The sequence below is a fragment of the Streptomyces sp. DT2A-34 genome (assembly GCF_030499515.1).
Lineage (GTDB): Bacteria > Actinomycetota > Actinomycetes > Streptomycetales > Streptomycetaceae > Streptomyces.
Window position 1 is genome coordinate 455807 of sequence record NZ_JASTWJ010000001.1, and the last position, 20978, is coordinate 476784.

17 protein-coding genes and 2 pseudogenes are annotated in these 20978 nt (G+C 70.7%); 6 read left to right on the plus strand and 13 right to left on the minus strand.

The features are described from left to right. Nucleotides 1-17: 17 nt before the first annotated feature. The gene (locus QQM39_RS02155) at nt 18-1085 is read left to right on the plus strand and encodes a LacI family DNA-binding transcriptional regulator (RefSeq protein ID WP_301994864.1); all 1068 of its coding nucleotides are present in this window, start codon (nt 18-20) and stop codon (nt 1083-1085) included. Between the two features lie 15 nt (nt 1086-1100). On the opposite strand, the gene QQM39_RS02160 is transcribed toward QQM39_RS02155, so the two are convergent. From QQM39_RS02160 to glyA, 12 genes and pseudogenes are all read right to left on the minus strand, one after another. Then, complete coding sequence (locus tag QQM39_RS02160; RefSeq protein ID WP_301994865.1) at nt 1101-3101, minus strand: heavy metal translocating P-type ATPase; 2001 nt, start codon at nt 3099-3101, stop codon at nt 1101-1103. A 113-nt stretch (nt 3102-3214) separates the two neighbouring features. Beyond that, complete coding sequence (locus QQM39_RS02165) at nt 3215-4087, minus strand: metal ABC transporter permease (RefSeq protein WP_301994867.1); 873 nt, start codon at nt 4085-4087, stop codon at nt 3215-3217. Then, complete coding sequence (locus QQM39_RS02170) at nt 4084-4917, minus strand: metal ABC transporter ATP-binding protein (RefSeq protein ID WP_301994868.1); 834 nt, start codon at nt 4915-4917, stop codon at nt 4084-4086. Before QQM39_RS02170 ends, QQM39_RS02165 begins: the two co-directional genes overlap by 4 nt. 11 nt (nt 4918-4928) lie before the next feature. Then, a complete protein-coding gene (locus QQM39_RS02175) occupies nt 4929-5870 on the minus strand; it encodes a zinc ABC transporter substrate-binding protein (RefSeq protein ID WP_301994869.1) in 942 nt (313 codons plus the stop codon). A gap of 153 nt (nt 5871-6023) precedes the next feature. Next, a complete protein-coding gene (locus tag QQM39_RS02180; RefSeq protein ID WP_302003448.1) occupies nt 6024-6770 on the minus strand; it encodes an SOS response-associated peptidase in 747 nt (248 codons plus the stop codon). A gap of 44 nt (nt 6771-6814) precedes the next feature. Beyond that, nucleotides 6815-7052, minus strand: a pseudogene (locus tag QQM39_RS02185) (DUF6766 family protein); the annotation flags it as partial. After that, nucleotides 7045-7905, minus strand: a pseudogene (purU, locus tag QQM39_RS02190) (formyltetrahydrofolate deformylase); the annotation flags it as partial. The pseudogenes purU and QQM39_RS02185, both read right to left, overlap by 8 nt. A gap of 86 nt (nt 7906-7991) precedes the next feature. Further along, nucleotides 7992-8600, minus strand: a complete 609-nt coding sequence (gene soxG / locus QQM39_RS02195) for a sarcosine oxidase subunit gamma (protein ID WP_301994870.1) — start codon at nt 8598-8600, stop codon at nt 7992-7994. Then, the gene (locus QQM39_RS02200; RefSeq protein WP_301994871.1) at nt 8593-11469 is read right to left on the minus strand and encodes a sarcosine oxidase subunit alpha family protein; all 2877 of its coding nucleotides are present in this window, start codon (nt 11467-11469) and stop codon (nt 8593-8595) included. Before QQM39_RS02200 ends, soxG begins: the two co-directional genes overlap by 8 nt. Beyond that, nucleotides 11466-11762, minus strand: a complete 297-nt coding sequence (locus tag QQM39_RS02205) for a sarcosine oxidase subunit delta (RefSeq protein ID WP_301994872.1) — start codon at nt 11760-11762, stop codon at nt 11466-11468. The genes QQM39_RS02200 and QQM39_RS02205 overlap by 4 nt, the downstream gene beginning before the upstream one ends. Nucleotides 11763-11785: 23 nt before the next feature. Then, the gene (locus QQM39_RS02210) at nt 11786-13006 is read right to left on the minus strand and encodes a sarcosine oxidase subunit beta family protein (RefSeq protein ID WP_301994873.1); all 1221 of its coding nucleotides are present in this window, start codon (nt 13004-13006) and stop codon (nt 11786-11788) included. After that, a complete protein-coding gene (gene glyA, locus QQM39_RS02215) occupies nt 13003-14328 on the minus strand; it encodes a serine hydroxymethyltransferase (protein WP_301994875.1) in 1326 nt (441 codons plus the stop codon). The genes QQM39_RS02210 and glyA overlap by 4 nt, the downstream gene beginning before the upstream one ends. A 98-nt stretch (nt 14329-14426) precedes the next feature. Between glyA and QQM39_RS02220 the strand changes: the two genes are divergently transcribed. After that, on the plus strand, nt 14427-15092 hold the full coding sequence (locus tag QQM39_RS02220) for a GntR family transcriptional regulator (protein ID WP_301994877.1): 666 nt from the start codon (nt 14427-14429) through the stop codon (nt 15090-15092). A 63-nt stretch (nt 15093-15155) separates the two neighbouring features. On the opposite strand, the gene QQM39_RS02225 is transcribed toward QQM39_RS02220, so the two are convergent. After that, on the minus strand, nt 15156-15683 hold the full coding sequence (locus QQM39_RS02225; protein WP_301994878.1) for an FCD domain-containing protein: 528 nt from the start codon (nt 15681-15683) through the stop codon (nt 15156-15158). A gap of 642 nt (nt 15684-16325) precedes the next feature. On the opposite strand from QQM39_RS02225, the gene QQM39_RS02230 reads away from it, so the two are divergent. The 4 genes from QQM39_RS02230 (at nt 16326) to QQM39_RS02245 (ending at nt 20977) form a co-directional block, all read left to right on the plus strand. Next, nucleotides 16326-17303 (plus strand): carbohydrate ABC transporter permease, encoded by a 978-nt coding sequence (locus QQM39_RS02230; protein WP_301994879.1) that lies wholly within the window; start codon nt 16326-16328, stop codon nt 17301-17303. A gap of 1 nt (nt 17304) precedes the next feature. Beyond that, complete coding sequence (locus tag QQM39_RS02235) at nt 17305-18195, plus strand: carbohydrate ABC transporter permease (RefSeq protein ID WP_367668866.1); 891 nt, start codon at nt 17305-17307, stop codon at nt 18193-18195. A gap of 80 nt (nt 18196-18275) precedes the next feature. Continuing rightward, nucleotides 18276-19559 carry an ABC transporter substrate-binding protein gene (locus QQM39_RS02240; protein ID WP_301994880.1) on the plus strand — a complete coding sequence of 428 codons (1284 nt, stop codon included), beginning with the start codon at nt 18276-18278 and terminating at the stop codon, nt 19557-19559. Between the two features lie 77 nt (nt 19560-19636). Next, nucleotides 19637-20977, plus strand: coding sequence for a Gfo/Idh/MocA family protein (locus tag QQM39_RS02245; RefSeq protein ID WP_301994881.1), 1341 nt, complete (start codon nt 19637-19639; stop codon nt 20975-20977). Nucleotide 20978: the final 1 nt, after the last annotated feature.

The following is a 20978-nucleotide window of genomic DNA, read 5'->3' on the forward strand; positions in this document are numbered from 1 at the left end:
TCGAGGAAACAGCCATCATGACCCGCAGCTCCGCCGACGGCACCGCTCCGAGGGGGCGCAGCAGACGGAACTTCGCGGGCTCGCGTCCGGTGATGGACGACGTGGCCCGGCTGGCCGGCGTCTCCAAGCAGACCGTCTCGCGCGTCCTCAACGACCATCCGTCGGTGCGGCCCGAGACCCGCGAGACGGTTCTGGCGGCCATGCGGACGCTGGGCTACCGGCCGAGCCGCAGTGCCAGGTCGCTGGCCAGCGGGAAGACCCGGATGCTCGGCGTGATCTCCTTCGACGCCGCCCGCTACGGGCCCGCCGCCATCCTCACCGCGATCAACACCGCCGCACAGGAGGCCGGTTACCTGCTGAGCTCGATCGCACTGGACACCGCCGAGCCGGACACGGTGGTCGAGGCGGTGAACCGGCTGTCGGCCGAGGGCGCGGACGGGGTGATCGCCATCGCCCCGCAGCTGTGGGTGGGCAAGGCGCTGGCGGACACCCGCCTCGACACCCCGCTGGTCGTGCTGGAGAACGGCCTCGACACCGACACCCAGCAGGTCACCGGCGACTCGCGGACCGGGGCCCGCAAGGCCACGGAACACCTGCTGGGGCTCGGCCACCGCACCGTCTGGCATATCGCGGGCCCGACCGGCTGGACCTCCGCCGACCACCGGATGGGCAGTTGGCAGGCCTGTCTGGAGGCGGCCGGCGTCGAGGTCCCTGCCCCGCTGATCGGCGACTGGAGCGCCGACTCCGGCTACGAGCTGGGCCGCCGGCTGGCCCGGCGCCCGGACGTCACGGCCGTGTTCGTCTCCAACGACCAGATGGCCCTCGGTCTGCTGCACGCCCTGCACGAAGCCGGCCGCTCGGTCCCGGAAGACGTCAGCGTCGTGGGCTACGACGACATCCCCGAGGCCGCGCACTTCCTGCCGCCGCTGACCACCGTACGCACGGACTTCGCCGAGATCGGCACGCGTTCACTGCGCCTGCTGCTGGACCGGCTCGACGGCCCCGCCGAGCCGCCCCGGGTCGACTCACTGGTCCCGGTCGACCTCGTGGTCCGTCGCAGCAGCGGCCGTGCGCCGGGGCACTGACGGGCCCTCATCCCATCAGTCGGCCTCTCGGTCGGTCCCGTCGGTTGCCGCCCGCTGCCAGGCCGCCTCGCGCAGCAGGCGCAGTCCGTTCAGGCCGACGAGGACCGTGGAGCCCTCGTGGCCCGCGACGCCGAGCGGCAGCGGAAGGGTGCCGACCAGGTCCCAGGTGACGAGGCCGGCGATGAACACCCCGGCGATGACGAGGTTCTGCACGACCAGCTTCCGGGCCCGGCGGGAGAGGGCGACGGTGGTGGGGACGGCGGCGAGTTCGTCACGGACGATCACCGCGTCGGCGGTCTCCAGGGCGAGGTCGGATCCCGCCCGGCCCATGGCGACGCCGATGTGGGCGGCGGCCAGGGCGGGAGCGTCGTTGACACCGTCGCCGACGACCATCACCTTGCGGCCCGCGCCCTCCCACTCCCTGACCGCGCCCGTCTTGTCCTGCGGCAGCAGCCCGGCACGCACATCCTCGATGCCGGCCTCGGCGGCCAGCCGGGCGGCGGCCCTGGGGTTGTCGCCGGTGAGCAGGATCGGGGCGGTGCCGGTGAGTGCGGTGAGGGAGGCGACGGTGGCCGCGGCGTCCGGGCGCAGCCGGTCCGCGATGCCGAGGATCCCTGCGGGGGCGCCGTCGACGACCACGAGGACGGCGGTACGGCCGGACTGTTCCAGTTCCTCGGCGAGCGCAGCGACCGGGCTGCCGTCACCGTCCACGCTGTCGAGCAGGCGGGCCGGGGCGCCGACCTCGACCGTACGGCCGTCGACGAGGGCCTGCACTCCCACCCCGGGCGCGGAGGCGAAGTCCTGCGCGGTGGGCAGCTCCAGGCGGCGCTCGTGGGCCGCGGCCACGACGGCCCGGGCCAGCGGGTGTTCGCTGGGGTGCTCGGCGGCAGCGGCGAGCGTCAGCAACGCGTCCTCGTCCAGCCCCCGTCCGGGCAGCGGCCGTACGTCGGTGACGCGCGGTGTGCCCTCGGTGAGGGTGCCGGTCTTGTCCAGCGCGACGGCGTCGACCTGGCCGAGGCGTTCCATCGCCACCGCCGACTTCACCAGGACACCGTGCCGGCCGGCGTTGGCGATGGCCGACAGCAGGGGCGGCATGGTGGCCAGGACCACCGCGCACGGCGAGGCCACGATCATGAAGGTCATGGCCCGCAGCAGCGCCTCGGAGAACTCCTCGCCGAAGGCGAGCGGAACACCGAACACGGCGAGCGTCGCGGCCACCATGCCCAGGGAGTAGCGCTGTTCGACCTTCTCGATGAACAGCTGGGTGGGGGCCTTGGTCTCGGACGCCTCTTGCACCATCCGCACGATGCGGGCGATCACGGAGTCGGAGGCGTCGCGTTCGACCCGGACGCGCAGGGCACCGGTGCCGTTGAGGGTGCCGGCGAACACCTCGTCGCCCTGCTGCTTCGCCGCGGGGAGCGGTTCGCCGGTGATGGTCGCCTGGTCCACCTCACTGGCGCCGTCCAGCACCCGGCCGTCGGCTCCGACGCGCTCGCCGGGCCGCACGAGGACGGTGTCTCCGACCGCCAACTCCTCGACGGGGACGGTCTGTTCGGTGCCGTCGGGGCCGATCCGGGTGGCGGTGGCGGGGGCGAGGTCGAGCAGTCCGCGCACCGAGTCGGCGGTGCGGGCGGTGGCGAGCGCCTCCAGGGCGCCCGAGGTCGCGAAGATGACGATCAGCAGGGCGCCGTCCATCACCTGCCCGATCGAGGCGGCGCCGAGCGCGGCGACGACCATCAGCAGGTCGACGTCGAGGGTCTTGTCCTTGAGCGCCTTGAGCCCTTCCCAGCCCGGCTCCCAGCCACCCGTGGCGTACGCCAGCGCGTACAGCGGGCCCCAGGTCCAGGCAGGTGCTCCGGCGAACTGCAAGGGCAGCGCGAGCAGGAACAGCACGGTGGCCGCGGCGGCCCAGCGGACCTCGGGCAGCGCCAGAAGCCGCGTACGCCGCCGGGGCACGGCGCCGGACCGCGCGGACACGGCTCGGTCGGCCGAGGGCGAGGTGAGCGTGGAAGTCATGCACGGCACGATACAGGAATAGATGAAGACTCCTTCATGTCTTCATGTCATTCATGCCTTCATGCCTTCATGCCAGAAGCTTTCAGTCGCACCTTCATGGCCAGGGCCTCATGTCAGACGGTGGCGCGCGCGGCTCCCCACCGCCGTGCCCGGTAGCCGCCCACCCCCCTGCACACGAGGTAGATCGTGAACGAGATCGTGGTGACGTACGGGCTGATGGGAACGCTGCTGCCGAGGGCCAGCAGGATCCCGCCCTCGATCGAGGCCACCGCGAACACCACGCTCAGCGTCGGCAGAAGCACCGGTGAGGCCGTGATCCGGGCCGCGGCGGCCGCGGGCGTGACGACGAGGGTGAGGACCAGCAGCGCCCCGACGATCTGCACGGAGAGCGCGACCGCGAGGCCCAGCACGATCATGAAGGCGAACGACAGCCCCCGTACCGGTACGCCCCGCGCCTCGGCCACCTCCGGGTCGGCGCTGGCGAAGGCGAGCGGCCGCCACATGACCGCCAGCGCCACGAGCACCACGGCCGAGGTGCCGAGCAGCCAGGACATCTGCGGGGTGTCCACGGCGACGATCTGTCCGGTGAGCAGGCCGAACTTGTTCGCCGCCCGCCCCTTGTACAGGGCGAGGAAGAGCACGCCGAGGCCGAGGCCGAACGGCATGATGATGCCGATCACCGAGTTGCGGTCCCGGGCGCGCGAACCGAGCAGGCCGATGGCTCCGGCGGCGATCAGGGAACCGACGATCGAGCCGGCCACGATGTTCATGTCCAGCAGCAGCGCGGCCGAGGCACCGGCGAACGACAGCTCGCTGATCCCGTGCACCGCGAACGGCAGGTCCCGCATGATCACGAAGACCCCCACCAGACCGCCGACCAGGCCGAGTGCGACGCCGGCGATCAGGGAGTTGCGGACCAGGGCGAGCAGTTCGCCGTAGTTGTCGAAGTCGAAGATCTGCTGCCAGATCCCGTCGGCGAGGGTCATGACCGTACTCCGTGCGGCGGTTCGGGGTGATGCGGCGGCTGCGCCACCTCGTCGGGCGCGCCCACGACCGTGATCCGGTCCCGGACGCGGATGACGTCGACCGGCGTTCCGTACAGCCGCGACAGTGCCTCGGAGGTCAGCACCTCGTCGGGTGTGCCGACCCGGAAGCCGCCGCGGGCGAGGTACAGCACGCGGTCCACCAGTCCCAGTACGGGGTTGATCTCGTGGGTCACGAAGACCACCGCTGTGCCGTGGGAGCGGCGCCGGGCGTCCACCAGTTCGGTCACGGCCCGTTGGTGGTGCAGGTCGAGGGAGAGCAGCGGCTCGTCGCACAGCAGGATCCGCGGGTCGGTGGCCAGCGCCTGTCCGATGCGTACGCGCTGGCGTTCGCCGCCGGAGAGCAGGCCGACGGGGACGTCCGCGTACGCGGCGGCCCCGACCGAGGCGAGGATCTCGTCCACGCGGCGGCGTACGGCGCCCGTGCGCAGCCGGGGTCCGAAGCCGTGCCCGTCGATGCCGAAGCGGACCAGGTCCCGGGCGCGCAGCATGGCGTGCGCGGACAGGGTCCCCTGCTGGGGGACGTAGCCGATGTGCCGGCTGCCGGACCGGGGCGGACGGCCCAGGACCGTCAGCGTGCCGGCGGACAGCCGGCGCCCGCCCAGCAGGGCGCGTACGAAGCTGGTCTTGCCCGATCCGTTGGGGCCGAGCACGGCCAGGAACTCGCCCGGCCGTACGTCGAGATCGAGGTCCTGCCAGAGCACGCGCTCGCCGTAGGAGAGGGCCGCGTTGCGCAGGCTGATCACCGCGGTGTCCGTGCGAGGGTCGGACACTCCCGGGCGGCTCACTTGGCCAGCGCGTTCGCGAGGGCGTCGACGTTGGCGGTCATCCAGCCGAGGTAGTCCTTGCCCTTGGGCAGGGTCTCGGTCACGGGGACGACCGGGATCCCGGCCGTCTTGGCCGCCTGCTCGGCCTTCTCGGTCTGCGGGCCGGAGGTCTGCTCGTTGTAGACCAGCGCCTCGACCTTCTTGCCGGTGAACAGCGCCAGGGTGTCCCGCAGGGTCCTCGGGGAGACGTCGTCGCCTTCCTCGATGGCTTCGCTGAACGCTGCGGGCGTCGCGTTCTTCAGTCCGCTCGCGTCGATCATGTACAGCGGCACGGGCTCGGTGATGGCCACGGCCTCGCCGCCGTGGTCGGCCTTGATCTCGGCTTCCTTCTGCTCCAGGGGCTTCAGCTTCTCCTTGAAGTCCTTGGCGTTCTTGGTGAAGGTGGCGGCGTCGGCCGGGTCGGCCTTGGCCAGGGCGGCGGCGATGCGGTCGGCGAGCTTGGCGGCCGTGGGGAAGTCGTACCAGACGTGCTCGTTGAGCTCACCGCCCGCCGGGGCGCTCTTGCCGGAGACCTTGACCGCGTTGATCACCTCGGCGGAGGAGTCGCCGCTCGTTTTCATCATGCGGTCGATGAAGTCGTCGTAGCCGCCGCCGTTCTCGATGACGACCTTCGCCTTGGACAGCGCCAACTGGTTCTGCGTGTTGGCCTCGTAGGAGTGCGGGTCCTGGTCGGGGTCGCTGATGATCGAGGTGACCGCCACCTTCCCGCCGCCTATCCGCTCGGCCATGTTCCCGTAGACGTCCGTCGAGGCCACCACCGGGACGGCGGAAGCCGCGGCGGGGCTGTGCGCTGCGGCGGTGTCGCTTCCGGAGTCCGAAGAACTGCCGCAGCCCGCGAGGAGGATCAGGCAGGTGCCGGTTATCAGCGGGGCGAGACGTCGGGACGAGGACGCGGGCATGGATACCTCCGAGGCAAGGCGAACGGTCCGCCGAGCTTCATCCGTCCCGGCTTCGGCTCCACGCTAGATGAAAATGGGTGTCAACAGCGCCTCTCGGGCGTCCGCGGGAGCAACCCTTACCGAGAACTCACCTACGCCCGTCCCCTACTCCGGTCAGGGGGCGGGGACCTCGTCCAGGAGCTGGGGGCCGTTGTTGCGGACGCTGTTCACGGCGGGAGAGACGGGGCGGGCGTCCAAGTGGCCGTCTGCCGGTGGGGTGAGCAGGGTGCGCAGGTCGTCGGTGGCCCGATGGTGCGGGTCGAGCCAGGCGTCGTAGTGGTCGGGGGTGAGCGCGAGGGGCATGCGGGGGTGGATGCGGCCTGCGGCGTCGGTGGCCTCGGTGGTGATGATGGTGCAGGTCAGCAGCCAGGCGGCAGGGTCGTCGGCGTCCTTGATCTCCGGGTCGCGCCAGTACTCGTACAGACCCGCCAGGGCCATCACCTGCCCGTCCTGCGGGTGGATGAAGTAGGGCTGCTTGCGGACCTTGCCCGACTTGCTGTCCTTGACCTCGTCCCACTCGTAGAAGCCGTCGGCCGGCAGGAGGCAGCGGCGTTCGGCGAAGGCGCGGCGGAAGGCGGGCTTCTCGTGCACGGTCTCCACCCGGGCGTTGATCAACCGCGCGCCGATCTTCATGTCCTTCGCCCACGAGGGCACCAGGCCCCAGCGCAGGGGCCGCAGCCGGCGCCGGGGCGGCTCGTCCTGGGCGGCGCCGCGTGGCGTGCGCTCCAGGACGGCCCACACCTCGTCGGTCGGGGCCACGTTCCAGCTGGGCGCGAGGGTCTCCTCCGGATGCCACTCGGACACCTGGAACAGCTGGGCGAGGTCCTGGGGGCTGCGGGTGGAGGCATAGCGGCCGCACATACTGCCACTGTGCCGCACGGGAGAGAGAGCCGCGCTCCGGCTCGTCATCCCTCCACGCCGGTCGCGGTGTGCGCGGCGCCGACAGGCTTGGACTCCGGCGAGCCGCGCTGGCGCAGGTAGATCGACAGGACGACCATCGAGGCCACCGCCAGCAGCTCGGACTGCCAGTTCTGCAGGGTGCGGTTCCAGAAGTCCGCGCAGGTGACGTACTGGGCCCAGGTGAGGGGCCTGCAGGTCGCGCAGTCGCTGTTCGTTGTGGGCGGCCGTACCGGTGACGGACCGCTCGGGCCAGGGCCGCCGACTCCGCGTCGCGGCCGATGGCCGCCAGGTCGTCGGGGGTGTGGCTGTGGTCGACGTCGATGACCTCCTGGGCGATGATCGGGCCCTCGTCGAGGTCGGCGGTGACGTAGTGCGCTGTCGCCCCGACGAGCTTGACGCCGCGCTCGTGCGCCTGGTGGTACGGCTTGGCGCCCTTGAAGCTCGGCAGGAACGAGTGGTGGATGTTGATCATCCGGCCGGACAGGCGCGTGCACATGTCGTCGGAGAGCACCTGCATGTACCGCGCCAGCACGACCAGGTCGACGTCGAACGAGTCGACGATGTCCAGGAGCCGGGCCTCGGCCTCCGGTTTGGTCGCGGCGGTGACCGGCACGTGGAAGAACGGGATGCCGTGCCAGGCGACGAGCTCCTCGTGGTCGCGGTGGTTGGAGACCACCGCGACCACGTCGATGGGCAGGTCGCCGCTGCGCGTGCGGAAGAGCAGGTCGTTCAGGCAGTGCCCGTAGCGCGACACCATGACCAGGACGCGGCGCCGGGTGCTCACCGGTTCGAGATGCCACCGCATGGCGAAGGGCTCGGCCACCGCGGCGAAGTCGCGGCGCAGGATCTGCGTGATGTGCTCGCCGCCGAGGGTGGCGAAGCGCACCCGCATGAAGAAGTGGCCGACGCGGCGGTCGCCGAACTGTTGGTTGTCGATGATGTCGCAGCCGTGCTCGACCAGGTACCGCGAGACGGCATGGACGATGCCGGGAGCCTCGGGACAGTCGACGGTGAGCACGTGCTCGACCTGCGCCGCGGCGGGGTCGTCGGCGGGCGAGTGGGCGGGGGACTCGGCGGGAGCCGGGATCTGAGTCATGGTGTGAGCAATCGATGACGTTGACGGCGAGGCCGCTGCGGCCTCCTTGTACGTGCCCCCGGCGGGGGCGTCACGCTCGGCACCCGTCAGGGCACCTCCGGCCCGCGGTACTCGCTCATCGCGTCGATGAGCCAGCGCGCCAGGTAGTCGGCGAACGAGGACCGCGGGAACAGCCGGTACGTCGGCCCGTCGTCGACCTGCCAGAGCAGTACCGCGATGGGACCCACCGTGGTCGACACGGCCTGGCCGGGTGCGAAGGACCGGGGATGCAGGTCCAGCGGGCAGCCCTTCTCCAGCACCTGTCGGGCGGCCGGGCCGCTCAGCTCCAGCGTGGTGCGGTTCGCGGAGACGTCCACGACCGAGCCCGGGTCGCCGCCGAGCGCCTCCCCCAACTCGGCGGTCACCGCGGCCGCTTCGGCCTGGGACAGCACGAGCCACTCGTCCGGGCCGAGCCAGAGGACCGTGTGGGGGCCGGACGAGGTGGTCTGGCCGCACCGCCCGGGGAGCGGCGCTCCCAGCGCCTTCGCGATGCGGTCGGCCGCTTCGGAAGCGGGGTCGACCCGGAGATCGACCATGGTGAGGAACGGCCGCTCGGTCAGCGTGACGCCGCGCGCGCCGGTGACCGCGGCGGCGCGCATCCGCTCTTCCAGGTGCGCCAGCGGGCTCACCCGTGCGTCGATCGTCGGCTCAGCCATCGCGCTTGGTCCCTTCGGGGTCGTAGAGGACGAAGTCGGTCACCTCGACGGGCACCAGTTCCTCGCCCACCGGGGCGAGCATGGTCTGGCCCTTCCTTGCCTGCCCGTCGGCGACGAGGGCGAGGGCGAAGGGGCGGCCGAGGGCCGGACTGTGGTAGCTGGAGGTGACGTGGCCGAGCATCGGCACGGGCACGGTCGCCAAGTCGACGTCCGGCGCGACGAGTTGGGTTCCCTCGGGCAGCCGGGTCGTGCGGTCGCTCGGGAGCAGGCCGACGAGTTGCTTGCGGTCGGTGCGGGCGGTGTCGGCGCGGGAGTAGGACCGCTTGCCGATGAAGTCCTTCTGCTTGGAGACCACCCAGGACATGCCGGCGTCCTGCGGGGTGACGGTGCCGTCGGTGTCCTGGCCGACAATGATGTAGCCCTTCTCGGCGCGCAGCACGTGCATGGTCTCGGTGCCGTACGGGGTGATGCCGTACGGCTGCCCGGCCTCCCACACCTGCTCCCAGACGGTCAGGCCGTACCAGGCGGAGACGTTGATCTCGTAGGCGAGTTCGCCGGAGAAGGAGATCCGGCAGATGCGGGCCGGGATGCCGGAGGCCAGGGTGGTCTCGCGGAAGGCCATGAAGGGGAACGCCTCGGCGGACAGGTCGACGTCGGGCGCGAGTTGGGCGACGACCTCGCGCGACTTCGGGCCGACGACCGCGATCGTCGTCCACTGCTCGGTCACCGAGGTGCAGTGCACGTCGAGTTCGGGCCACTCGGTCTGCAGCCACTCCTCCAGCCAGTCCAGGACCCCGGCGGCGCCGCCGGTCGTGGTGGTCATGAAGTAGCGGTTGTCGTCGAGGCGCAGTGTCACGCCGTCGTCGAAGATCATGCCGTCGGGCTTGCACATGACGCCGTAGCGGGCCATGCCGGGCTTGAGCTTCTTGAAGGCGTTGGTGTAGACGCGGTTGAGGAACTCGCCCGCGTCCGCGCCCCAGATCTCGATCTTGCCGAGGGTGGACGCGTCCATGAACGCCACCCCCTCACGGGCCGCCCGGCACTCGCGGGCCACGGCCGTGTCCATGTCCTCACCGGGCCGGGGGAAGTACCAGGGGCGCTTCCACTGCCCGACGTCCTCGAACAACGCCCCGTGCGCCACATGCCAGCTGTGGATCGACGTGGTCCGCTCCGGGTCGAACAGCTCGCCGCGCTCCCGTCCGGCCAGGGCGGCGAAGGCCACCGGCGTGTACGGCGCCCGGTAGGCGGTGGTGCCGATCTCCCCGGGCGACCCGCCCGCGCCGAGCGCCTCGGCGATGACACCGATCGCGTTGACAGCGGACGTCTTGCCCTGGTCGTTGGCCGTGCCGAGCGAGGTGTAGCGCTTGACGTGCTCCACGCCGCGCATGCCGGCGCCGGTGGAGCGCCGGACATCGGCGACGGTGACATCGCGTTGCAGGTCGACGAAGTGGGTGTCCCAGGCGCCGGGTTCGCCGTCGGGGGCGGGGACCAGCCACAGGGCACGCACCGGGCCTGACGACCGGACATCGCCGGGCGACGGTACGGACACCGGGAACCCGGCGTCGGTCGCGGCCCGCGCACCTGCCCGCGCTCCCTCGGCCAGACAGCCGTCGAGGTCGTACGTCCCCCGGGCCGCACCGACGACCTGCTGGTCCCGTACGGCGCCGTCGGGCACGAAGGCGACCAGCTCCTCGTCCCAGCGCAGCCGCCCCTGACGCTGGCTGTGCAGGTGCACCACCGGGCTCCAGCCGCCCGAGACGGCGAGCAGGTCGCAGTCGAACGACCGTGGAGCCCCGGCGAGTTGCCCGTCGGTGTCGAGGGCCTGGACGGTGACGCCGGTGAGCCGGCGGTCCCCCGAGGTGTCGACCACGGCGCTGCCCGTCAGCACCCGCACCCCGGTCGCCACGGCCACCTCGGCGGCCCGGTGGGACAGCTCGGGGCGTGCGTCCACGACCGCGGCGATGTCGATGCCGGCGGCGTGGAGGTCGGCGACCGTGTCGTAGGCGCTGTCGTTGGTGGTGCTGACCACGGCCCGCGAGCCCGGCGCCACGGCGTACCGGTTGAGGTAGGTGCGCACGGCCGCGGCGAGCATGACCCCGGGGCGGTCGTTGCCGGCGAAGGTCAGCGGACGCTCGTGCGCGCCGGTCGCCAGGACGACCTGGCGGGCCCGGATGTGCCACAGCCGCTGGCGCGAGACGCCTTCGGGGGCCCCGGCTCCGAGGTGGTCGGTGCGCCGCTGGAGGGCCAGCACGTAGTTGTCGTCGTACGACCCGAAGGCCATGGTGCGGTGCAGTACGACGGCCTCGGGGGCGGCGTCGAGGGCCGCGCGGACGTCGGCGACCCAGTCGAGGGCGGACTGGGCGCCGGTCGTCTCGCTGCTCCCGGAGAGCAGCGAACCGCCGGGCTCGGGCTGGTCGTCGAGGAGGATCACGCGGGCGCCGGAGCCGGCGGCGGAGGCGGCGGCCGCGAGTCCGGCCGGGCCGGCGCCGACGACCAGGACGTCGGTGTGGACGTACTTCTTGTCGTAGACGGCGGGGTCGGGGGTCGGGTCGAGTCGGCCCATCCCGGAGAGCGTGGTGGCGGACAGGCCGTCGTACAGCTCCACGGTCGTGGCCGGCAGCATGCCCTCCGAGCACGAACCGTCGATCCGCAGCAGGGCGTTGGGTTCCTCGACGCCCGCGGCGACGATGCCGCGCGGGCGGCCGCGGTAGAGCGACGGGGCGACCTCGACAAGGCCGTTCGCCAGCATCGCCGAGGCGACGGTGTCTCCGGGGTGCCCGGTCAGCTCCCGCCCGTCGACGGTGAACCGCAGCACGCTGCCGCGGTCGATGCGGCCCCCTCGCGGGAGCCGGAAGTGCTGGTCGGTCATCGGTTCCCTCCGGCCTGGGGCAGCTCGGGGCGGGGCTCGTCGAGCCGGTAGGTGGCGAGCAACTCGTTGGTGACGGTGTCGCGCAGGACGTTGAACCAGCGACGGCAGCCGATGCTGTGCACCCACCGCTCGGCGAAGGGGCCCTTGGGGTTGTCGCGGTAGAAGACGTACTCGGCCCACTGCTCGTCGGTGAGGTCGGCGGGGTTCTCGGGGTGGGGGACGTGGGCCTGTCCGCCGTAGTGGTACTCGGTCTCGTCACGGGGACCGCACCAGGGGCAGCTGATCAGCAGCACGGTGTCCTTCTCTCCACGGGCTCTCAGTGGGCCACGGCCGCGGCGCCGTGTTCGTCGATCAGGGCGCCCGTCGTGAAGCGTTCGAGGGCGAAGGGGGCGTTCAGCGGATGCGGTTCGCCCGTGGCGACGGTGTGCGCGAAGGTCCAGCCGGCGGCCGGGGTGGCCTTGAAACCGCCGGTTCCCCAGCCGCAGTTGACGTAGAGGTTCTCCACGGGAGTGCTGCCGATGATCGGGGAGGCGTCCGGGGTGACGTCGACGATGCCGCCCCATGTCCGCAGCACGTGCGCGCGGGCGAAGACCGGGAACAGCTCGACGGCGGCGGCCATCTGCTGCTCGATGACGTGGAAGGAGCCGCGCTGACCGTAGCCGTTGTAGGAGTCGACGCCCGCGCCCATCACCAGCTCGCCCTTGTGCGCCTGGGACACGTAGACGTGCACGTGGTTCGACATGACGACGGTGGGGTGCACCGGTTCGTGCAGTTCGGAGACCAGGGCCTGCAGCGGGTGCGACTGCACCGGCAGCCGTACGCCCGCCCGCTCGGCCAGCACACTGCTGTGCCCGGCCGCCGCGAGACCGACCCGGCCTGCCTTGATGCGGCCGAGGTTCGTCTCGACGCCCACGACCCGGTCGCCGTCCTTGAGGAAGCCGGTGACCTCGCAGCCCTGGATCAGGTCCACGCCCAGCTCGTCGGCCCGGCGGGCCAGCGCCCAGGCCACGTGGTCGTGCTTGGCGATGCCGGCCCGGGGCTGGAAGGTGCCGCCGAGGACCGGATAGCGGGTGCGCGGCGAGACGTTGAGGATGGGGCAGACCTCGGCGACCTCGTCCGGTTCGAGCCACTCGGCGTCGACTCCGTTGAGGCGGTTGGCGTTGACGCGGCGCACGCCCTCGCGGACGTCCTGGAGGGTGTGCGCGAGGTTGAGGACGCCGCGCTGGCTGAACAGGAAGTCGTAGTCCAGTTCCTCGGGGAGCCCCTCCCACAGCTTGAGCGCGTGCTCGTAGATCGCCGCGCTCTCGTCCCAGAGGTAGTTGGAGCGGATGATCGTGGTGTTGCGGGCCATGTTGCCGCCGGCCAGCCAGCCCTTCTCCAGGACGGCGACGTTGGTGATGCCGTGGTTCTTGGCGAGGTAGTAGGCGGTGGCCAGGCCGTGGCCGCCCGCGCCGACGATGACGACGTCGTACGAGGAGCGCGGCTCGGGGTTGCGCCAGAGGAAGTCCGGGTGTTCCGGCAGGGCCTCGGTGGTCATGCCGCGTCTCCGTTCAGGTGGGACAGGTGGGGATAGAGGGGGAAGGCGGCGGCGAGCTTCTCGACGCGGTCACGCAGCAGGCCCGCGCGCTCGTCGCCGAGCTGCTCCTCCTTCAGGGCCTGGGCGATGATGTCCGCGACCTCCCGGAACTCCGCCTCGCCGAAGCCGCGGGTGGCCAGGGCCGGGGTGCCGATCCGCAGGCCCGAGGAGACCATCGGCGGGCGGGGGTCGAACGGCACCGCGTTGCGGTTGACGGTGATGCCGATGCGGTGCAGCCGGTCCTCGGCCTGCCGGCCGTCGAGCGCGGAGCCCCGCAGGTCGACGAGGACCAGGTGGACTTCGGTGCCGCCGGTCAGGACCGTGATCCCGGCCTCGGCCACGTCGTCGGCCAGCAGGCGTCCGGCGAGGATGCGGGCGCCGTCGAGGGTGCGCTGCTGGCGCTCCTTGAACTCCTCCCCCGCGGCCACCTTGAAGGCCACCGCCTTCGCCGCGATGACGTGCTCCAGCGGGCCGCCCTGCTGGCCGGGGAAGACCGCGGAGTTGATCTTCTTGGCCAGGTCGGCACGGCTGAGGATGACACCGCCGCGGGGTCCGCCGAGGGTCTTGTGGGTGGTGGTCGTGACGACGTCGGCGTACGGCACGGGGCTCGGGTGGAGGCCCGCGGCCACCAGTCCGGCGAAGTGCGCCATGTCCACCATCAGGTACGCGCCCACTTGGTCGGCGATCCGCCGGAACGCGGCGAAGTCCAGCCGGCGCGGGTAGGCCGACCAACCGGCGACGATCATCTTCGGCCGGTGGGCGAGGGCGAGCTGCTCGACCTCGTCCATGTCGATGCGCAGGTCGGACTCGCGCACGTGGTACGGCACGACGTTGTACAGCCTGCCGGAGAAGTTGATGCGCATGCCGTGCGTCAGATGACCGCCGTGCGCCAGGTCGAGGCCGAGAACCGTGTCGCCGGGCTTCAGCAGCGCGAACATCGCGGCCGCGTTGGCCTGGGCACCCGAGTGCGGCTGCACGTTCGCGGCCTCGGCGCCGAACAGTTCCCTCACCCGGGCGATGGCCAACCGCTCGACGACGTCGACGTGTTCGCAGCCGCCGTAGTAGCGGCGGCCCGGGTAGCCCTCGGCGTACTTGTTGGTCAGCACCGAGCCCTGGGCCTCCATGACGGCGGCCGGGGCGAAGTTCTCCGAGGCGATCATTTCCAGGGTCGACTGCTGGCGGTGCAGTTCGGCGGCCACCGCGGCGGCGACGTCCGGGTCGAGTTCGCTGAGCGGGAGGGAGAGGGAGGAGGCGAATGAGGTGAGCGACGGGTTCGTTGCCATCTGTGCACCATCCTGAGAGCCAGCTGGTGAGCAACTGATATATCAGACTCTGCGGTAAGGTATGTGAGCTCGACGGAGAGGTCAAGGGGGCATTTTCCATGCAGTACGCGGCGACCGAGGCGAGGGACGAGGAACTCTCTCTGGCCGAGCGGGCCTACCGCGCCATCCGCGACCGGCTCGTCATGCTCGAGATCCGCCCCGGCGCGCCGATCAACGAGGAGCAGCTGGGCCAGTCCCTCGGCGTCGGACGCACACCGGTGCGCGAGGCGCTCAAGCGGCTCCAGTACGAGCGCCTGATCGCGACCTACCCCCGGCGCGGGACCTTCGCCACCGAGGTCAACATCACCGACCTGGCCCATATCTCCGAGGTGCGGCAGGAGCTGGAGCCCCTGGCCGCCGCCCAGGCCGCGCGGCGGGCCACGCCTGCGGACCGGGAGACGCTGACGGCTCTGCGGCGCGAGCTGGAGCGCGTGGACTCCGCCCGGCAGGGCGCCACCGAGCTCATGCACCTGGACCTCCAGGTGCACCGCGCGGTCTACGCCGCCGCGCACAACCCGTACCTCGAGGACGCCCTGGTCCGCCACGACAACCTGGCCACCCGTATCTGGTGCCTGTTCATCGACCGGCTGTCCGACATGGCCGGCCATGTCGAGGAGCACGGACCGCTGATCGAGGCGATCGTCGACGGTGAACCGGAGAAGGCGGCGCGGCTGGCCCGCAGCCACGTCGAGGACTTCGAACGGGCCATTCGCGCGGCCATCTGAGAGACGCGGCCGTCCGAGAGGCACCCGGGGACCTGATTCCGCCCGGACGCACGGGAGTTGGCGTCAGTGCAGGCGGGGCCTGCCCGCCAGCGACATCCACAGGTGCGGGGCGACGTCGTCCTCGGGCAGCTGGGCGATCATGTAGCGGACGCAGCGCTCGATCTTGACCCGCCACAGGCGTGCCGCCTCGTTCCCGTCGGCGTTGCGCAACGCGTCGTAGACCGCCGTGTCCTCGTTGGTGATGGTGTCGAACGCCTGGCTGTAGTCCATGTCCAGAACCGTCACGAACATGTGCAGCCGGGCCGTCAGGCGTTCGAAGGTGCCGGCGGCCTGCGGGAGGTCCGCCGTACGGGCCAGGGCGTCCTGGAACCACAGATCCACCTCACGCGGGCGGGCGTGGTCCTTGTCCCGGGCGGCGGCGCGGACCTCCGCCAGGGCCGCCGTGGCCGCGGCGAGGTTCTCCGGGCCGAGCATGGCGACCCGGCGGATGAGCAGCGCGCCGAGGCCGGCGCGCAGGGCGTACAGATCGAGGACGTCCTTCGCCGTGATGGCGGGGACGGCGGTCGCGCCGCCCGGACGCGGTTGGAGCATGCCTTCCTCGGCCGGCGACTGAAGCCCCGCGCGCACTCCCCCCGGCCGTGACGGGCCCGGCCTTCCCACCCCACCACACTCAGGGAGTCACTGACCATGTCCACCGCCACCGGCCCCATGACGGCAACGGTCCGACGCAGCAGGCGCATCCCCTCTGATCACCGAGGCCGACCTTCCTCCGGCCCGGCACTTCGTCGACGGGAAGTTCGTCGACGGATCGTCCGAGAGCGTCATCGACGTGATCGACCCGAGCACCGAGAAGGTCGTCGCCCAGTTCCCGAGGGAACCGTCGGGGACGCCACGCCGCTCGGAAGACGTCGCCGGGCGAGGCCCGGTCCACGGCCGACCTGCGCTCGCACCTGAACGCGAGATCACGTACGACGCATGTCACATATGGCATACGAGATGCCCCGACTGAACGTACGAGCACACCGCGAGAGCGTCAGCGCCAACCCGGCCGCCCCCACCGCCGTACGGAGAAGCCACAGCCTCCCGGCAGCCACCTCCGACGAATCGCAGCGCGCACTGTTGACGGTTCCCTCGGACGGTTCTACGTTGCCACGCCATACGACGTACTTCATACGCCATATATGACATGCGCCCTTGAGTCATCCGCCCCTCGCTCGATGTCAGGAGGCCTGCTTGACCGGCACTCAGGTGCGTCCGCGCCCGGACGAGGCGCCAGGCGACGGCCGACGCTCCGCGAGTGCGCAGGAGGCCGACCGGGCACGCAGGCGGCGGCGACGCAAAGAGGCGCTCGCCGCGTACCTCTTCCTGACGCCGTGGTTCGGCGGGCTGCTGTTCATCACCGCGGGGCCGCTGCTGGCGTCTCTCTATCTGTCGTTCACGGACTACAGCCTCATCGGCGGCTCGGACTGGGTCGGCCTGGACAACTACACCAGGATGTTCAGCGAGGACCCGCGGTTTCTGAAGGCGTTGCAGAACACCACGATCTACGTCTTCGTCTCGGTGCCGCTGCAACTGGCCTTCGCGCTGCTGCTGGCGCTGGTGCTGGACCGGGGCGTGCGGGGCCTCGCCGTCTACCGCTCGGTGTACTACCTGCCCTCGCTGCTCGGCAGCAGCGTGGCCATCGCCATCCTGTGGCGGAAGGTCTTCGGGGACGACGGCCTCTTCAACCACTTCCTCGGCCTGTTCGGCGTCGACGGGCACAGCTGGATCGGCGACCCGTCCACCGCGCTGGGCACGCTCATCGTGCTGAACGTGTGGACCTTCGGCTCACCCATGGTGATCTTCCTGGCTGGTCTGCGGCAGATCCCGGTCAGCTACTACGAGGCGGCCGGTATCGACGGAGCGGGCAAGGTGCGGCAGTTCTTCCACATCACGATGCCACTGCTGACCCCGGTCATCTTCTTCAACCTGATTCTGCAACTGATCGGCGCCTTCCAGTCGTTCACCCAGGCGTTCGTGGTCAGCGGCGGAAACGGAAGTCCCTCGGACTCGACGCTCTTCTACACGATGTACGTGTACACCAAGGGCTTCAATTCCTTCGAGATGGGCTACGCCTCGGCGATGGCCTGGTTTTTGGTCATCATCATCGCCTGCCTGACCGCACTGAACTTCCTGATGTCGAAGTATTGGGTGTTCTACGGTGACAACTGAGGTGAAAACCGAAAAGGCCGCCCGCGCCGGGCTGAACAACACGCTGCTGGCCAGGGCACTGCTCGCGCTCCGGGGGAAGAAACTCCTGATCCACCTCGGCCTGATCCTCTTCGGCCTGGTGATGCTCTATCCACTGCTGTGGATGGTCTCCAGCTCCCTCAAACCGGAGGGGCTCATCTTCCGCGAGCAGGGACTGATCCCCACCAGCGTCACGGGACAGAACTTCACCGACGGCTGGAACGCGCTCAGCAGCCCCTTCAGTCACTACCTGGTCAATTCACTGATCATCACGGGCGGCGCCGTACTGGGGAACCTGACCGCCTGCTCACTGGCCGCGTACGCCTTCGCGCGCATGGAATTCCCGCTGAAGCGCTTATGGTTCGCGCTCATGCTGGGCTCCATCATGCTGCCCCTGCAGGTGGTGATCGTCCCGCAGTACATCCTCTTCAAGCAGCTGGACTGGATCAACACGTTCTACCCGCTGATCGTGCCGAAGTTCCTCGCCACCGACGCCTTCTTCGTCTTCCTGATGGTGCAGTTCATCCGGACACTGCCGCGCGACCTGGACGAGGCCGCGCGGATCGACGGGGCCGGCCACTGGCGCATCTTCAGCCGGATCATCGTTCCGCTGTCACTGCCGGCGCTGGCCACCACCGCCATCTTCACCTTCATCTGGACCTGGAACGACTTCCTCAGCCAGCTGATCTTCCTCACCGATCCGGACAAGCACACCGTGCCGGTGGCCCTGCGCACCTTCCTCGACTCGTCGGGCCAGTCCGCCTGGGGACCGATGTTCGCGATGTCGGTGCTCTCCCTCGGCCCCATCTTCGGCTTCTTCCTGGCGGGCCAGAAATACCTGGTCCGCGGGGTCGCCGTCACCGGCCTGAAATAGCAAGCCCGCGGAGCAGCCCACACACACTGCCTGCACCCACTGATTCCGACCGACCGGCACGCACCGAAGGAGAGATTTCCGTGCTTCATCGAAAGAGGACGGCAAGACTCTGCGCAGCACTCGCGGCCACCGGCGCCCTGGCCGCCACCGCCGCCTGCGGAGGCGACTCGGGGTCCGGCGACGACGGCAAGGTCACGCTCAAGGTCAGCTGGTGGGGCGAGGCCAGCCGGCACAAGATCACCGAGCAGGCCATCGACGTCTTCGAGAAGCAGAATCCGGATATCACGGTCAAGTCGTCGTACTCCGACTGGACTTCGTACTACGACCAGCTCACCACCAAGGTCGCCGCCGGGGACGCCCCGGACGTCTTCGCCATCGAGATCCGCAAGCTCGGCGAGTTCGCCCGCAAGGACACGCTCGCCGATCTGAAGGGGCTGGTGAACACCGGCGATCTCGATCCGAAGCTGCTTGCCGGCGGCGCCGTGGACGGCACCCAGTACGCCATCCCCACCGGCGCCAACGCCTGGGCCGTGATGGCCAACACCTCCGTCTTCGAGAAGGCGGGGGTGAGCCTGCCCGATGACGCGTCCTGGACCTGGAAGGACTACGAGGACGTCAGCACCCGCCTCACCAAGGCCGGCGGCAGCGGCACCTACGGCACCCAGATCAACTTCAACGACGCCTACCTGACCGCCTTCGCTTCCCAGCGCGGCGAATCGCTCTACGACAACGGCAAGATAGGCGTCTCGGCCGGCACCCTCGCCGACTGGTACCAGCTCAACGTGGACATGATCAAGAGCAAGGGCTCCCCCGACGCCGCCCTCAGCAACGAGCTGGACGCCAACAGCATCGAGCAGTCCCTCATCGGTACCAACAAGGGCGGCATGGGGATGTTCTGGACCAACCAGCTCAGCGCCGCCAACGTCGCCTCCGGCGAGAAGATCGAGCTGCTGCGGATGCCGCAGGCACCGGGGGCGTCGAGCAGCGGCATGTTCCTCCAGCCGGCGATGTTCTGGGCCGCCAGTGCGCACAGCGAGCAGCGGCAGGCGGCCGGCAAGCTCATCGACTTCCTCGTCAACGACCCGCAGGCCGGCAAGATCCTGGGCAGCGACCGTGGCCTGCCGATGAACAGCAAGGTCCTCGACGAGATCCGGAGCGACCTGCCCACGGCCGACCAGGCGTCGCTCGACTTCGTCGACAAGGTCCGCGACAAACTGACCGATCCGCCCTCGGCGTATCCGGACGGCGCCGCCGACATCCCCGACATGCTCAAGCGCTACGGCCAGGACGTCATCTCCGGCAACAAGACCCCGCAGGACGCCGCCGAAGGGTTCCTGGAGGAGGCGAACAGCACGCTCGGCTGAGCACCGTGTCCCGCTGACGCCCGGCGTGCCGTGCGTGCACCGCCTGAACCCGAAGACCCGCCTTCGAGGAGCCGCCTGTGGAATCGCCTGTGGAACTGCCCGTGGAATCGTCCGGGAAACGCCGCTACGCCGTCGTAGGGCTCGGCCACCGCGCGCAGATGTACGTCGACGCGCTGCTCGGTGACTGGAGCGACACCGGAGAGATCGTCGCGCTGTGCGACGTCAACCGGACCCGGATGGACTTCTACAACCAGCGCATCGCCGCGACGGGCCGCAGTCCCGTGCCGTGCTTCGGCCCGGACGGCTTCACCGCGATGCTGGAGGGCGCCGACGCGGTGGTGGTGACCTCGGTGGACGCCACTCACGCCCACTATGTGTGCGCCGCCCTGGACGCCGGCGTGGACGTCGTGGTGGAGAAGCCGCTCACCACCGACGCGGAGGGCTGCGCGGCGATCGCGGCCGCGGCCGCGCGCAGCACCGCCCGGACCATCGTCACCTTCAACTACCGCTATTCGCCGCGGAACTCGGCGCTGCGGCGGCTCCTCGCCGACGGCGCCGTCGGCGAGGTGACCTCCGTGCACTTCGAGTGGGTGCTGGACACCCTCCACGGCGCGGACTACTTCCGGCGCTGGCACCGGGACCGGGCCCACTCCGGCGGGCTGCTGGTGCACAAGTCCACCCACCACTTCGACCTGGTGAACTGGTGGCTGGACGCCGACCCCGAGCTGGTCTTCGCCCAGGCGGACCTGCTCTTCTACGGCAGTGAGAACGCCCGCAGGCGAGGTCTGGGCCCGCGGCCGGCGCGCGGCACGGGCGCGCCCTCGGCCGACACCGACCCCTTCCTGCTGGACATGTCCCGCGACGAACGCCTCGCGCGGCTCTACCTCGACGCCGAGCACGAGGACGGCTACCAGCGGGACCAGGACGTGTTCGGCGACGGAGTGACCATCGACGACACCATGGCGGTGCTGGTCCGCTACGACAACCGCGCGATGCTGACCTACTCGCTGCACGCCCACGCGCCCTTCGAGGGGTACCGCGTGGCGGTGAACGGCACCGAGGGCCGGGCCGAGCTGGAGGTCTGCGAACGCGCCTGGACCCCGCCACACGCCGCCGTCGACCCCTCGGCGCGCGACAAGGAGCACGCCGAAGGAGCTTGGGAACGACTCACCCTGCAACGGCACTGGTCCCCGCGGGAGGAGATCTCCCTGGACGGCGAAGGCGAAGGCGGCGGACACGGCGGCGGGGACCGGCTGCTCCTCGACGACGTCTTCCGAGGCCCCGCCCGGGACCCCCTGGGCCGGCAGGCGGGATACCGCGACGGCATCCGCAGCGTGCTCGTCGGCGTCGCGGCGAGCACCTCGGCCGCCACTCACCGACCGGTGCGGCTGGCGGAGAACGGCACCCGCCTCGCATGAC

What these genes read in the sequence shown, in the direction of transcription:
- QQM39_RS02155 (WP_301994864.1), top strand. Translation starts at nt 18, where the DNA reads ATGACCCGCAGCTCCGCCGACGGCACCGCTCCGAGGGGGCGCAGCAGA.
- QQM39_RS02160 (WP_301994865.1), bottom strand. Translation starts at nt 3,101, where the DNA reads ATGACTTCCACGCTCACCTCGCCCTCGGCCGACCGAGCCGTGTCCGCG.
- QQM39_RS02165 (WP_301994867.1), bottom strand. Translation starts at nt 4,087, where the DNA reads ATGACCCTCGCCGACGGGATCTGGCAGCAGATCTTCGACTTCGACAAC.
- QQM39_RS02175 (WP_301994869.1), bottom strand. Translation starts at nt 5,870, where the DNA reads ATGCCCGCGTCCTCGTCCCGACGTCTCGCCCCGCTGATAACCGGCACC.
- QQM39_RS02180 (WP_302003448.1), bottom strand. Translation starts at nt 6,770, where the DNA reads ATGTGCGGCCGCTATGCCTCCACCCGCAGCCCCCAGGACCTCGCCCAG.
- soxG (WP_301994870.1), bottom strand. Translation starts at nt 8,600, where the DNA reads ATGGCTGAGCCGACGATCGACGCACGGGTGAGCCCGCTGGCGCACCTG.
- QQM39_RS02200 (WP_301994871.1), bottom strand. Translation starts at nt 11,469, where the DNA reads ATGACCGACCAGCACTTCCGGCTCCCGCGAGGGGGCCGCATCGACCGC.
- QQM39_RS02210 (WP_301994873.1), bottom strand. Translation starts at nt 13,006, where the DNA reads ATGACCACCGAGGCCCTGCCGGAACACCCGGACTTCCTCTGGCGCAAC.
- glyA (WP_301994875.1), bottom strand. Translation starts at nt 14,328, where the DNA reads ATGGCAACGAACCCGTCGCTCACCTCATTCGCCTCCTCCCTCTCCCTC.
- QQM39_RS02220 (WP_301994877.1), top strand. Translation starts at nt 14,427, where the DNA reads ATGCAGTACGCGGCGACCGAGGCGAGGGACGAGGAACTCTCTCTGGCC.
- QQM39_RS02225 (WP_301994878.1), bottom strand. Translation starts at nt 15,683, where the DNA reads ATGCTCCAACCGCGTCCGGGCGGCGCGACCGCCGTCCCCGCCATCACG.